The sequence below is a fragment of the Nissabacter archeti genome (genome assembly GCF_018257325.1).
In the GTDB taxonomy this organism is placed as follows: domain Bacteria; phylum Pseudomonadota; class Gammaproteobacteria; order Enterobacterales; family Enterobacteriaceae; genus Chimaeribacter; species Chimaeribacter arupi.
The window spans coordinates 253526-267390 of record NZ_JAERKB010000002.1 but is presented as its reverse complement, the minus strand read 5'-3'; the positions used below and the strand labels follow the sequence as shown (position 1 = coordinate 267390).

Below are 13865 nucleotides of genomic sequence, written 5' to 3'. Positions count from 1 at the left end.
TTTCTTTTTTTATTCCCGCGCAAACACGCAGAGGGCACGCGCGGGTGCATGCCAGAGCCCATGCTCCGGACGGTTTTCATCCTGATTGAACGGGTCAACCGCCACCCACGCGCCCGGCGGCAAAGCCATGCCGTCGTCACGTTCTGAGGCGTTGAGAACCAGCAACCATTTGTCCGACAGCAGGATTTGCAGCTGTTGCTGCGGCCCCCGCTCCCAGCGTTGCACGGTCATCGGCTGCCCTTCCCCATTAAACCACTGCACATCGTTGCTGCCGTCCTGCCACCAGCCCTCGTGCTGCAAAGCAGGGATCTGGCGGCGCAGGCGTAACAACGCAGCGGTAAAGGCGGTCAGGGAGGCGTCTGCGTCGGCCCAGTTAAGCCAGGTCAGTTCATTGTCCTGGCAGTAGGCATTGTTGTTGCCCTGCTGGCTCTGTCCCTGTTCGTCACCGGCCAGCAGCATCGGCGTGCCATGCGCCAATAGCAGGGTGGTCAACAGGGCGCGCTGCGAACGGCGGCGGCGGGTTTTCACCGCCTCGTCCGCATCCAGCCCCTCATGGCCGTGGTTGTTACTGTGGTTCTCACTGGTCCCGTCACGGTTGTGCTCACCGTTTGACTGGTTGTGTTTGTGGTTAAAACTCACGGTGTCCTGCAGGGTGAAACCGTCATGGGCCGTGAGCATATTGATGGCGGCGATCGGCTGCCGCCCGTCATGGCCGAAAAAGTCCTGGGACCCGGCAAAGCGGGTGGCGAACTGCCCCAGCGGAAGGTGCCCGTGCAACCAGAAGCGGCGGACATCATCCCGGAAGCGGTCATTCCATTCGGCAAAGGGTGCGGGGAACCGGCCAAGCTGGTAACCGCCGAGGCCGATGTCCCACGGCTCTGCGATGAGCTTGCACCGGGAGATGACCGGGTCAGCCAGCATCGCCTTAAACAACGGCGCGTCTTTGGAGAACGCCGGGGTGCGGCCCAGCACCGGCGCGAGGTCAAAGCGGAAACCGTCAACGTGGCACTCCTCCAGCCAGTAGCGCATACAGCCGATGGCCCACGCCACGGTCTCCTCATCCATTAACCGGATGGCATTGCCGCAGCCGGTCATGTTGTCGTAGTCGCCGTTGTCGTGCAGCCAGTAGTAACTTTTGTTGTCCAGCCCGCGCAGGGAGAGCGTCGGGCCGGTGAGGTCAATCTCCGCGGTATGGTTAAAAACGATATCGAGGATCACCTCAATGCCGTGCTTATGCAGCGTTTTGACGGCGTCCCGGAACTCATTGATCGCCGCTTCCGGCCCCGGCCGGCTGGCGTAGGACGGCTCCAGCGCATAGAGCGCCAGCGGGTTATACCCCCAATAGTTGCTCAGCCCTTCGCGCTGCAAACGCGGCTCATCGGCGAAATGCTGGATCGGCAGCAGCTCCAGCGCAGTGATGCCGAGATCGGTAAGGTGTTTGATCATCACCGGGTGTGCCAGCGCCGCATAGGTGCCGCGGATCGCCTCGGGGATCGCCGGGTGGCGTTTGGTCAGCCCGCGCACGTGGGCTTCATAGATAACCGTCTGCCCCCACGGCGTGCGCAGCGGGGCGTCCCCTTCCCAGTCATACGCGGGGGCGACCACCACGCTTTTCGGCGCGACGGCGGCGCTGTCCTGCTCATCCGGCTGATCCCACCCGCCGTGCAGGCGCGGGTCGTCCATGACATCGCCCTCAACCGCACGGGCGCACGGGTCGAGCAGCAATTTATTGGGGTTGAAGCGGTGGCCGTTGTGCGGCTCAAACGGGCCGGAGGCACGGAAACCGTAACGCAGGCCGGGTTTGCCGTCCGGCAGGAAACCGTGCCACCAATTGCCGGTGCGCCCCGGCAGCGGCAGCCGCTGCTCATGGCCCTCGTCATCAAACACACAGAGTTCAATGCCGGTGGCGTGGGCTGAAAACACGCTGAAATTGATGCCGTGTTCATCAGCCTGCGCACCGGCGGGGCCGGGACTGCCGGGTTCCAACGCCGTCATTCCACCTCCCGGAGCAGGTAAAGCGTCGCCAGCGGCGGGATGGTGAGCACCAGGGAGTGCGGGCGCTGGTGGCTGCCAATCTCCTGGCTCTCAATCAGGCCCTGATTGCCGACATTGCTGCCGCGATAGAATTCCGAGTCGGTGTTGAGGATTTCGCGGTACGTGCCCGGCGTGTCGATGCCGATGCGGTATTCATAGCGCGGCACCGGCGTGAAGTTGCTGACCGCGATCAGCTCATTCCCGGCGCGGTCGCGGCGCACAAAGGCAAACACCGAGTTGTCGCTGTCATCCACCACCAGCCAGTCAAAGCCCTGCGGCTGGTAGTCCAGCTCGTACAGGGCCGGTTGCTGCTGGTAGGTATGGTTGAGGTCACGCACCAGGCTCTGCACGCCGCTGTGCCAGCCGTCATAGCCCTCTTCCAGCAGGTGCCAGTCGAGGCTGTTGTTGAAGTCCCATTCGCGGCCCTGGGCGAATTCGCAGCCCATAAACAGCAATTTCTTGCCGGGGTGCGCCCACATAAAGCCGTAGTAAGCGCGTACGTTGGCGAATTTCTGCCAGGTGTCGCCCGGCATCCGGTCGAGCAGCGAGCCTTTGCCGTGCACCACTTCGTCATGCGAGATCGGCAGCACGAAGTTTTCGGTGTAGGCGTAGAGCATCCCGAAGGTCAGCTGGTTGTGGTGGTGCTTGCGGTAGACCGGGTCGAGTTTGAAATAGTTAAGGGTGTCGTGCATCCAGCCGAGGTTCCACTTGTAGTGGAAGCCCAGCCCACCGGCATCCGGCGGGTTGGTCACGCCGGGGTAGTCAGTGGATTCCTCCGCCAGCGTCACCGCGCCCGGCAACGATTTGCCCAGCGTCTGGTTGGTGTAGCGCAGGAAAGCGATCGCCTCGAGGTTTTCGCGGCCGCCATAGTAGTTCGGCACCCACTGGCCTTCGGCGCGGCTGTAGTCGCGGTAGATCATCGAGGCCACCGCATCCACCCGCAGCGCGTCGATGCCGTAGCGCTCGACCCAGTAGAAAGCGTTACCGGCCAGGAAGTTACGCACCTCATGGCGGCCATAGTTGTAGATAAGCGTGTTCCAGTCCTGGTGGAAGCCTTCGCGCGGGTCGGCGTATTCATACAGCGCGGTGCCGTCAAACTGCGCCAGGCCATGATCGTCGGACGGGAAATGGCCCGGCACCCAGTCGAGGATCACATTAATCCCGGCCTCGTGCGCTTTGTCGATGAACGCGCGGAACTCCTCCGGCGAGCCGTAACGCCGGGTCGGCGCATACATGCCGAGCGGCTGGTAGCCCCAGCTGCCGTCAAACGGGTGTTCATTGATCGGCATCAGCTCGATGTGGGTAAAGCCCATCTCTTTCACATACGGGATCAGCTGGTCAGCCAGCTCACCGTAGCTCAGCCAGAAGTTGTTGTCGGTATGGCGTCGCCAGGAGCCGAGATGCACTTCATAGATCGAGATGGGCCGGTCGAAATCATTGGCGCGCTGGCGCTCCGCCGTACGCGGCACCGGCGGCGGCAGGGTGCTGACCTGGGACGCGGTTTCCGGGCGCATCTGCGCCTCGAACGCATAGGGGTCCGCTTTCAGGCGGGTATGGCCGCGGCAGTCGATGATTTCATATTTGTAGAGCTGGCCCGGCTTGACGCCCGGCAGGAACAGTTCCCAGATGCCGTTCTCTTTACGCAGGCGCATCGGGTGGCGGCGGCCGTCCCAGAAGTTGAACTCCCCGACAACCGACACACGCACCGCGTTCGGTGCCCAGACGGCAAAACTCACGCCTTCGACGCCGTCAAGCGTCGTGGGGTGCGCGCCCATACGCTCATAGGGGCGCAGGTGCGTGCCTTCAGACAGCAGCCAGATATCAAGGTCCTGCAACAGCGGGCCGAAGCGGTACGGGTCTTCGATCATCACCGTGTCGTTTTCCCACTTCACCTGTAACTGGTAGTGGAAAGGGTTTTTGCGCCGCGGCAACAGCCCGACAAAAAAGCCCCGCTCATCCCGGCAGTGCAGGTTGGCCACTTTCCGGTTGCTTTGAGCGTCAACCACCCAGACTTCGCGCGCATCGGGCAACAACGCCCGCACTTCCAGCCCGGCAGCCACGCTGTGCATACCGAGCAGGGAAAAAGGGTCAGTGTAATGACCGGTAATAAGTTGGTTGATCACATGTTGATCGGGAAGAACTGACATGGCATTTCATCCTGTGATTAATGGCAACAATAAAATCAATGAATTCATTAAAGTACCAAACGATCGTCCTGACCCATCATTTCTCCCTTTTATCGTTAAAAGCGTGAGCCACGGCAATCATTTACATCTTTTTTAAGATTATCCCGCAGGTTAAGGAGCCATCTGGCTCATCCTGCTAAGCATAGTCAAAACATGTGAAGAAACGCGCCAAAGAATAAGGATTTTTACCGCCCGCGCCTGATGGAGAGAAAAGAGGGAAAAAAGGCAGGAAGGCGCGGGCCGGAAAGGGCAAAAAAAGAGGCACCCGCAGGTGCCTCGTCAGCTGTTCCTATCAGAGCAGGATGCGCAACATACGGCGCAGCGGTTCGGCCGCGCCCCACAGCAGCTGGTCGCCCACGGTAAACGCGGAGAGGTACTCCGGCCCCATGTTCAGCTTGCGCAAACGCCCGACCGGGGTGTTCAGCGTGCCGGTGACCGCCGCCGGGGTCAGCTCGCGCACCGTCAGGTCGCGGTCATTCGGGATCACCCGCACCCAATCGTTGTGGGTGGCCAGCAGGTTTTCAATCTCCGGGATGGAGACATCTTTCTTCATCTTGATGGTGAAGGCCTGGCTGTGGCAGCGCAGCGCGCCGATGCGCACGCAGAGGCCATCTACCGGGATAACCGACTGGGTATTCAGGATCTTGTTGGTTTCAGCCTGCCCTTTCCACTCTTCTTTGCTCTGGCCGTTGTCGAGCGCCTTGTCGATCCACGGGATCAGGCTGCCGGCCAGCGGTGCGCCGAACTGGTCGGTCGGCAGGGTGCCGCTGCGGGTCAGCGCGGTGACTTTGCGCTCGATGTCGAGGATCGCCGAGGCCGGGTTTTGCAGCTCTTTCGCCACGTCGTTGTGCAGCATACCCATCTGGGTCAGCAGTTCGCGCATATGGCGCGCGCCGCCGCCGGAGGCCGCCTGGTACGTCGCCACAGAGACCCACTCCACCAGATCCTGCGCGAACAGGCCGCCGAGGGACATCAGCATCAGGCTCACGGTGCAGTTGCCGCCGACGAAGGTTTTGATGCCGCGATCCACACCCTGGCGGATCACGTCATGGTTGACCGGGTCGAGGATGATGATGGCGTCATCTTTCATGCGCAGCGAGGACGCCGCATCAATCCAGTAGCCCTGCCAGCCGCTGGCGCGCAGTTTCGGATAAATTTCGTTGGTGTAGTCCCCGCCCTGGCAGGTGATGATGATGTCCAGCGCACGCAGCGCCTCCAGATCGGACGCATCCTGCAGCGTGCCCTGCTGGCCGCCGAAGGCCGGAGCCGCCTGGCCATGCTGGGATGTGGAGAAGAAGACCGGGCGGATGGCATCAAAATCGCGCTCTTCGACCATGCGTTGCATGAGAACAGAGCCGACCATGCCGCGCCAGCCAACGAAACCTACATTTTTCATAATTACTTGCCCTGTGGTGTAAGGGGTGAAGAGAGGGGGAAAGGCGCCGGAAACGCCGTATGCCCTCCACCTTACAAAATGTATAAGAAGTCGCAAGTGAATTTATTCGATGTCATCGTGCGGGTTAGCAGAGTTGCTAATATACTCCGCGCTGGTGACGGGCAAGCGCGCCGGTTGTGCCCTCAATGGCAGCATGAACCGTCACTGCACCCAATAATAAAAGCATATTCTGCCGGTCAGGCCGGTGACTTACTCTGAGGTGATAATGACTGAAATGATCGCGGCAACGGTGTTGCTGTTTTTAATCATGGACCCGCTCGGCAACCTGCCGATTTTTATGTCAGTGCTCAAGCACCTGGAGCCGAAACGCCGCCGGGTGATTGTGATCCGCGAGATGCTGATCGCGCTGCTGCTGATGCTGGTCTTTTTGTTCGCCGGTGAAAAAATCCTGGCGTTCCTGAACCTGCGCACCGAAACGGTTTCGATCTCCGGCGGGATTATCCTGTTTCTGATCGCGATTAAGATGATTTTCCCGTCGCACGAGTCCAACAGCACCGGCCTGTCGGCAGGCGAGGAGCCGTTCCTGGTGCCGCTGGCCATCCCGCTGGTGGCCGGGCCGTCGATTCTGGCGGCGCTGATGCTGCTGTCGCACCAGTACCCGAATCAGATCTCGCATCTGGTGCTGGCGCTGCTGATCGCCTGGGGGATTTCAGTGGCGATCCTGATGCTTTCCGACCTCTTCCTGCGCCTGCTGGGTGACAAGGGCGTCAGCGCGCTGGAGCGGCTGATGGGGCTGATCCTGGTGATGCTCTCCACCCAGATGTTCCTCGACGGCATCCGCGCCTACCTGAAAATTTAGCCCGTCTTGACGCAGGCGGGCGAACGCCGCCTGCGTCCCTCAGCCATCCCGTCAGCGATAGGTCATCTCAAAGGTGGCGGTGGCATCCGCCTCACCGCTCCCTAATGCGCCGTCCAGCCGGATATAGCGCGCCTGGAACGGCAACGACAGCAGCCCGGCCGGGGCGGATTGCTTCATCGCGTACTGCCTGCCGAAGTGCAGCGGGGTGCTGCTGCCCGCCTGAAGAATCTGTACCCCGACCCCTTGGGCGCTGCCCGCTGCCCCGGCGTTATCCAGTTGCAGCGTGTCCGGCTGCCCGCTGACGACCGTGCCGGTATAGGTGATATTGACGTTGGTGCCTGCGTCACAGAGCACGTCCACATTGAAATTTACCGGCGCAGAGGTTTTCCCCGGCTGGTCCAACAGCGCGGCGGAGGTCTCACCCAGCGGCACCTGGATATTGCCGGTCTGGATCTCACAGGCGTTGGCGATCACATGGATTGTCGGCGAACTGTATTGCAGGCGGGTCGCCAGCAGGTCGTCATACCACAGCCCGGCGGTGAAATGGCTGAGATCCAGCGTGCCGTCCTCTACCGGGCCGGTCACCACCAGCTGGATCCGGTAGTTGGCCGACGGCACATAACCGGTCATGCCCTCATTGTTATTGCTGCCAATATGTTTGGGTAACAGCACGTTGCGGTCAGTGACCAGATAGCGGGGATCATTGCCGCTCCAGCCGCGCACGCCGATACCGGGAATATTGGTTTTATACACATGGCGGACGCCCGGTGCCACGTCAGCCTCGGTGATGAGGTCATACCCGACCCAGGTGCTGAAGCGTGACGAACAGGTAATGTCCGTGCGCCCGTTGGCGGCGTCCCAGGTGCCGATCACCGTGTTCACCGGCGCGCCTTGCTGCACGGTGATCTCCGCAGGCAGCGTCATCATGGCGGTGGAAGTGGCCGCACCATTAACAAAATAGCAGACCCCGGCGACGACAGGTTGGGCGGTCAGCAGGCCGGTGAGTGCCAGCCCTGAACAGATCAGCGTGCGGCGGAAAAGCGTGTTTAGCGTCAACATCAGTTCTCTCTGGTTAATGGCAGGTGACGGTTTGCCGCACCACGGCAGCCGATGCGTCGGCCTGTGCCGGGGGCGTGATCAGGGCGCGGCACTGCTCGTAGGCCTCATCGCCCCATTTCACCCGCAGCGCAGTGCGGTGGTTAATCCCGCTCAGGTAGACTTCCCCCTCTTCACCGACGATGCCGGTCTGCCCGGTGGCACCGTCGACGGCGGCGATAGCGCCGAACGGCACCGGTTTGTGGCCGTAACGCAGGGTCACCAGCATCCGGCTGCCGAGATGGGTATCAAAGTCGGCCAGCACCACCGCCCCCCGGCTGGGGATCACCGTCTGCACCGGTTCCGGGATATCAATGCCGCGTTTGCCCTGGGTATTCAGGGCGACGCGGTTTTTCCGGTAACCGGTCAGGTTCGGCACCACGGCGTAACCGCGGCGGTCGGTATAGAGGCCCTGGGTATTCTCGACTTTCACTCCGGCCGCCCCCGGCGCGCGTACCAGCGCCACGGTTTCCGGCAGGGATTGCGCCAGTGTCACGCCATAGGGGTGCACCACCAGCCCGCCTTGCAGGCTGTAATTCATCTGCCGGTTATCCGGTGATGTGTTGTAGCCCAGGGTGGCCACCCCGCGTGACCCGCGATAAGTGGCCGATGCGCTGCTGCTGGTGCTGCCGTCTTCCGGTGTGACGCTCTGCTGGAGGTTGTAGCTCAGGCGGTCGTCCGCCAGCGCGGTGCCGCTCATGCCCAGTTGGTGGGTGGCGCTCCCGCCCAGCGAGCGGTTCAGGCTGTAATTCGCCCAGGCGTTATGCAGCCATTTCTCCAGCGGCACGCTGAGGGTAAAGGCGATCTGCTTGTCCACCGCCTCGCCGGGGGTTTGGGTCTGGGTGTAGTTCAGCGAGTAGCGCACCTGTTCAATGGACGAATTCACGCCGACACTGATGTTGCGCTCGTGCCCGCCCATCTCCCAGTAATCCTGCTGATAGCCGGAGGCATACAGCGATCCCCATTTCCCCAGCGGCTGGTTGATGGTGAGCTGAAGGCGGCTGCGGCGGGTGTTGCTGTCACGGTAGGCGTAGATGCCCTCTTCCGCGTAACCGGCCCGCCGGTCGGTCGCCTCTTCAAAGGTGTAAAACCCGGCGGTGGAGTAGCGGTAGCTCGCCAGCGTCAGGGAGGTCTGAGTGGTGCTCAGGCTTTTGGCATACTGCGCACGGTAAGAGGTGCCGGCATAGTTGCCGTTGCCGTCATCCAGATCGCTGGTGGCGGCGGTGGCGTCCAGCGAGAGCGAGCCCAGCGAATGCAGGTCAATCCCCAGCCCCAGCGCCGCCGCGTGGTAAAAGTTTGCCCCCTGTGCGCCGCCGTACAGCGTCACGCCACGCGGCAGGCCATAGATCAGCGTCGCCTGCGCCATCTCCGGGGCGGCGTCATTGTCTTCACTGCGGTAGCGGCCACCGGCCAGGCTGTATTTCAGCGCCCCCTGGCGCTGCATGATCGGCACCGAGGCGCTGGCCTGGGTGAAACGGTGCTCGCTGCCGTCTGCCTCCGTGACGGTGACATCCAGATCGCTGCCCGACGACACCTGATTGAGGTCGTTGATTTCAAAGGGGCCAGGCGCAACGTAGGTCTGGTAAATCACATAGCCGTTCTGCTTCACGGTGACTTTGGCGTCACTCTGCGCGATGCCGTGTATCGCCGGTGCAAACCCCTGCTCGCTGAACGGCAGCATGTCGGTGTCGGTTTCCAGCTGGAGTCCGGTCAGCGGCAGGCTGTCAAACACCTCCCCGGCGGTGTAGGTTTCGCCCAGCACAAACTGGCTGCGCCAGGGTTTGATGTCCCGTTGCAGGTAGGTATACCGTGACTGCGGGCCTTCATCACTGCTGTGGCCGGAAGCATGGCGCAGCCGCCAGGCACCGACGTTCAGCCCGGCGTTCAGGTCGAGGTAATGGTTTTCGGTGTCGTCGCCTTGCGCATGGTGTTCACGCGCGCCGCTGTAGTAGTAGTCGAGCAGCAACGCCGGCAGCCCGTCGTCCCACTGCGCCGGGTCGATGTAATCCCTGGCGTGCTGGTCCAGCGCCACCTGCGGGATGCGGATGTCGAGCCGCTGCGTGTCCGGCTGGAATTCGTAGCGTGCACCGGGAATATACCCGGCCAGATCGCCCAGTATTCTGGCATCCGCCACGCGCTTCAGCGCCGGTACGGCTTCTACCTTCACGCCGAAGGTGTGCAGCTCCGCACGGCTGAACTGGGGGATCAGCGCTTTTTTATCGGCTGACACAGCATACTGGACATTCAACTGGCCGAAATAATCATTATTGACATACACCGCCGACAAATAACGGCCGGGCATCAGCGCATTATTATGGATAAAGTGTTTAAGCTCAGCGGTATTTTCCAATGGGGAATTAAATTCCAGCGCATTCAGGTTAAATTCCTCGCTGGCAAAAAGTGTGGGCGCGGCAAATAACAGGCAAATGATCAGCGGGGCGTGCGGAAAGCGCCTTAATAATCTCAAGGTTAACGATGTCATGGTGATTTTCCGCGTTAGACAGCCCCAGGCCAGGTGATAAGGATTATTGGGTTAATGGTTTCGTCCGGCCGCCATAATCGGTAATGGCTGACCAAGTCACCGCACCGTGGGCATTTCCCGGCACGGAATAATTCTGTTCACTGAACGGCGAAATCATCATTGATAACGCCGGCAGGCTATTTTCCGGTGGCATCACCTGAATACCGCCGACGGTAATATCCTGTAGCGTGATATAAAACGGCGTCGGGTTCGTAACATGCAATGTATTTCCCTGACGGGTAAACGTCAGTTTTTTATACGCCTCCTGTGCGCTTTTATTCGTCAGCGCCGCGGGGCGGTAAAAAAGTTTGATGCGGGTTTTCGCCGCAATCTGTAATTTGCTTTTCTCTTTTACTGCGTCCGGGGTCGCGGCAATCGATTTAATATTCGCCCAGAATACCGATTCCCGATCCTGCGGCAAGGCAGCGGCCGTGCCGGAATAGATAAAATGCAGCTGCATTTCATGTTGTGCGGCCAGCTTAAACAGCGGCGGGGTCACAATAAATGCCGGTTTCCCCTGGTCGTCAAGGTTACTGACCCAGGACTGCACCAGGTGGCTGGCCTCCTGATCGTTATTTTTAACCGGTAACTGCACTTCCTGCTGGTCGGCATTATAAATAATACGGGTTGCGCCCACGACGACACCGGCACTGGCTGCGCCTGAGAGTGCCAGCATCAGCGGCAGCAATAACGCGGTGAAACGGAAATTCATCATGCTTACTCATCATAAAGCAGACACAGAGCACCATGCCCTCTGTGTCTGACAGGCATTATTAAGGGTAATAGACCGTGAAATCCGCAGAGGCGGTAAAATCACCGTTCGTCATGTCGCTGACTGATTTGGTAGAAATTAATTTCGCGGTATAAGAGAACGTTGATTCCCCGCTCTCCGCCAACGTTTTATTATGGGCCGCATCGATTGATGAATCGAATTTCACCTTATCAGTGCTGCCTTTATGATAAACCACAATACCTACCCCTTTACCGGCGCTGCTTTCATCCACCGCCAGCGTGGTATTTGCGCCATCCGTCGGCCCGCTGAACCCGACATTAATGGTGGTGTCCGTCGGGCAATTTTTCAGGATAATATCAAAGTCACGGCTTTCGCTGCCTTCAACCCCAATCTGGTCATTAAAGGTATTCGCCCCCACACTGCTGAATGCCGCCACATTGGTGACGGTATTTGAGGCGTCGACTTCACAAGGCGGTGCAATAATTTTCCCGGAGAAATTCACTTTCCCGGTATCGGCAGAATATCCAGATGATGCCATTCCCAGCGCGGCAAATGTCAGGCCGGTTAACAGCGCTGTTTTCTTCAATGTGCTCTTCATGTTGGTGCTTCCCTGTGGGCGTAAGTTTAAAAATGTATGATTAGCTTGATAACGAAAATAGGAATATATTTAGGTTGGCAGGGGAAAGCAAATGAAGGGGTTTCGTAACAGGAACGTATTATTCGCAAGCAATCAATCATCTATGAATCAATTTAATATTAATTAATTCAAAATTAACTAAATTTAAAATCTCATTGTTAAATATAATCAAGGTTAATGATGAGATGAGTTATTCAGATGTAAAAAAAGCGGGCCAATGCCCGCTTTTTTGTGCTGCCCGGCGTTATACCGCTCTCCGTTACACCACCATCGACAACAGCAGGCAGCCCGCCAGCCCGCATACCGAGATAATGGTTTCCAGCACTGACCAGGATTTTATCGTCTCGACAATCGTCAGGTTGAAGTACTCCTTGAACAGCCAGAAACCGGGGTCATTCACGTGGGAGAAGATCACGCTGCCGGAGCCGACGGCGATTACCATCAGTTCCGGGCTGACGCCGGTAGTGGCGATAAGCGGTGCGGCAATGCCCCCGGCGGTGATCGCGGCCACGGTGGCGGAACCCAGTGCGATGCGCAGCACGGCAGCGATCGACCACGCCATCACCAGCGGTGATACGTTGCTGCCGCTCATCAGCGCCGCGATGTATTTGTCCACCCCGCTCTCTACCAGCACCTGCTTGAACGCCCCGCCGCCGCCGATAATCAGCAGCATCATGGCGATCAGTTTGATGGAGTCAGTGAGGGTGTCCATCACATCTTCCATCGGGCGGCCACGGTTCAGGCCAAAGGTGAAAATACCGATAAGCACGGCAATCAGCGTTGCCATCACCGGGTCACCAAAGAACTCGGCATACGGCAGCAGCGCGTGGCCTTTCGGCAGCACCATCTCCGCCACGGCGCGCGCAGCCATCAGGATAACCGGCACCAGTGAGGTCGCGACGCTGACGCCAAAGCTCGGCATTTCTGCTTCGGTAAACTCTTTCGGGTTGTACATCCCCTGCGGCACCGGCTTGTCGATACCTTTCAGGAAGCGGGCATAGACCGGCCCGGCCAGGATCACCGTCGGGATGCCGAGCAGCGCGCCGTAAAGCAGGGTTTTGCCCATGTCCGCGTGGAACAGGGTGGCGATGGCCGTCGGGCCGGGGTGCGGCGGCAGGAACCCGTGGGTCACGGAGAGCGCGGCCGCCATCGGCACGCCGACATACAGCAGCGGGATGCGCGCCGAGGCCGCGATGGTAAACACCAGCGGCAGCAGCAGCACAAAGCCCACTTCGTAGAACAGCGCGAAGCCGACGGTGAAGCCGGTGAGCACCACCGCCCACTGGATGTAGTCACGGCCAAACTTGTTGATCAAGGTGGTGGCGATGCGTTGCGCGCCACCGCAATCGGCCAGCAATTTCCCGAGCATGGCACCAAAGCCCATGATCAGCGCCAGGCTGCCGAGCGTGCCGCCTACCCCGGCTTTAATCGCGGCGATCACTTTGTCCACCGGCATTCCCTGCATGATGCCTACCGCCAGTGCGACCAGGATCAGCGAGATAAACCCGTTTAGTTTCAGTTTGATCATGAGTATCAGCAACAGGACAACGCCAATCGCGACAATGACTAAGGGCATAATGTTTTCCACCTTTTTACCGCATTCTCCCCGCAAAACGGGGCGCGTTCATTTTCAGTAAGACGTTTGCCGGTGAGGCGAAACGTTGCAGGTATCAGTTCGCGGGTTACGCGTAAATAATCGGTTCTTTCTTTTATGTAAATGTGAAAAGAGGAGAGTGTTCTATCCTGTGATAGTAGTCACATCTCCCCTTGTTACCGGTATCATGATACCGGTAACATGCTAAGATACGGAACCCGAGTCACTGGCGAAATTCGCATTTTGAGATAGAGATCAAACTTATGGCAGGACACAGCATTATCTTGATGGGCGTTTCAGGCAGCGGTAAAACCACCGTCGGCGCCCGCGTCGCCGGCCTTATCAAGGCCAAATTCATCGATGGCGATGATCTGCACCCGCGCGCCAACATCGATAAAATGGGCAGCGGCACGCCGCTGAATGATGAAGACCGTGCACCCTGGCTGGTCCGCCTGAGCGATGCCGCCTACAGCCTGGCCCACAAAAATGAGAACGGCATTATTGTCTGTTCCGCCCTGAAGCGCCGCTACCGTGATGCGCTGCGCGAAGGCAATGACAAGATGGTGTTTCTCTATCTCAAGGGCAGTTACGACGTCATCCTGCAACGCATGAAGGCGCGAACCGGCCACTTTATGCCGACTGACCTGCTGAAAACGCAGTTCGCTGCGCTGGAAGAACCGGGTGCGGATGAGAAAGACGTGCTGTTTGTGGATATCGACGGGGCGGACATTGATGAAGTGGTGCGCCGCTGCGTCGAGGCGCTTAAGGATTATCAACGTTAATAAACACGCCGCGCAGGCGCCCGGCGGG

The 13865-nt window shown here is 59.4% G+C and carries 10 protein-coding genes; 2 read left to right on the top strand and 8 right to left on the bottom strand.

The window, feature by feature from the left end:
* Positions 1-9: 9 nt before the first annotated feature.
* From glgX to asd, 3 genes are all read right to left on the bottom strand, one after another.
* Positions 10-1995, bottom strand: a complete 1986-nt coding sequence (gene glgX / locus JK232_RS03945; RefSeq protein WP_072927533.1) for a glycogen debranching protein GlgX — start codon at positions 1993-1995, stop codon at positions 10-12.
* The gene (gene glgB, locus JK232_RS03940; RefSeq protein WP_072927535.1) at positions 1992-4181 is read right to left on the bottom strand and encodes a 1,4-alpha-glucan branching enzyme; all 2190 of its coding nucleotides are present in this window, start codon (positions 4179-4181) and stop codon (positions 1992-1994) included. The genes glgX and glgB overlap by 4 nt, the downstream gene beginning before the upstream one ends.
* A 331-nt stretch (positions 4182-4512) precedes the next feature.
* Complete coding sequence (gene asd / locus JK232_RS03935; protein ID WP_072927536.1) at positions 4513-5616, bottom strand: aspartate-semialdehyde dehydrogenase; 1104 nt, start codon at positions 5614-5616, stop codon at positions 4513-4515.
* 265 nt (positions 5617-5881) lie between these two features.
* Between asd and JK232_RS03930 the strand changes: the two genes are divergently transcribed.
* On the top strand, positions 5882-6475 hold the full coding sequence (locus JK232_RS03930; RefSeq protein WP_072927538.1) for a YhgN family NAAT transporter: 594 nt from the start codon (positions 5882-5884) through the stop codon (positions 6473-6475).
* Positions 6476-6526: 51 nt separating this feature from the next.
* Here JK232_RS03930 and JK232_RS03925 read toward each other — a convergent pair whose 3' ends face one another.
* The 5 genes from JK232_RS03925 to gntT all read right to left on the bottom strand — a co-directional run bounded on the left by JK232_RS03925 (position 6527) and on the right by gntT (position 13037).
* Positions 6527-7534: a fimbrial protein gene (locus JK232_RS03925; RefSeq protein ID WP_212588848.1), complete on the bottom strand. Its 1008-nt coding sequence runs from the start codon at positions 7532-7534 to the stop codon at positions 6527-6529.
* Between the two features lie 13 nt (positions 7535-7547).
* The gene (locus tag JK232_RS03920; RefSeq protein WP_212588847.1) at positions 7548-10052 is read right to left on the bottom strand and encodes a fimbria/pilus outer membrane usher protein; all 2505 of its coding nucleotides are present in this window, start codon (positions 10050-10052) and stop codon (positions 7548-7550) included.
* A 43-nt stretch (positions 10053-10095) separates the two neighbouring features.
* Complete coding sequence (locus tag JK232_RS03915) at positions 10096-10806, bottom strand: fimbrial biogenesis chaperone (RefSeq protein ID WP_246538253.1); 711 nt, start codon at positions 10804-10806, stop codon at positions 10096-10098.
* A 58-nt stretch (positions 10807-10864) separates the two neighbouring features.
* Entirely contained in the window at positions 10865-11422 is a 558-nt protein-coding gene (locus tag JK232_RS03910) for a fimbrial protein (protein ID WP_079205186.1), read from the bottom strand.
* 298 nt (positions 11423-11720) lie between these two features.
* Positions 11721-13037, bottom strand: coding sequence for a gluconate transporter (gene gntT / locus JK232_RS03905; protein WP_072927894.1), 1317 nt, complete (start codon positions 13035-13037; stop codon positions 11721-11723).
* A gap of 281 nt (positions 13038-13318) precedes the next feature.
* On the opposite strand from gntT, the gene JK232_RS03900 reads away from it, so the two are divergent.
* Entirely contained in the window at positions 13319-13837 is a 519-nt protein-coding gene (locus JK232_RS03900; RefSeq protein WP_072927545.1) for a gluconokinase, read from the top strand.
* Positions 13838-13865 lie beyond the last annotated feature (28 nt).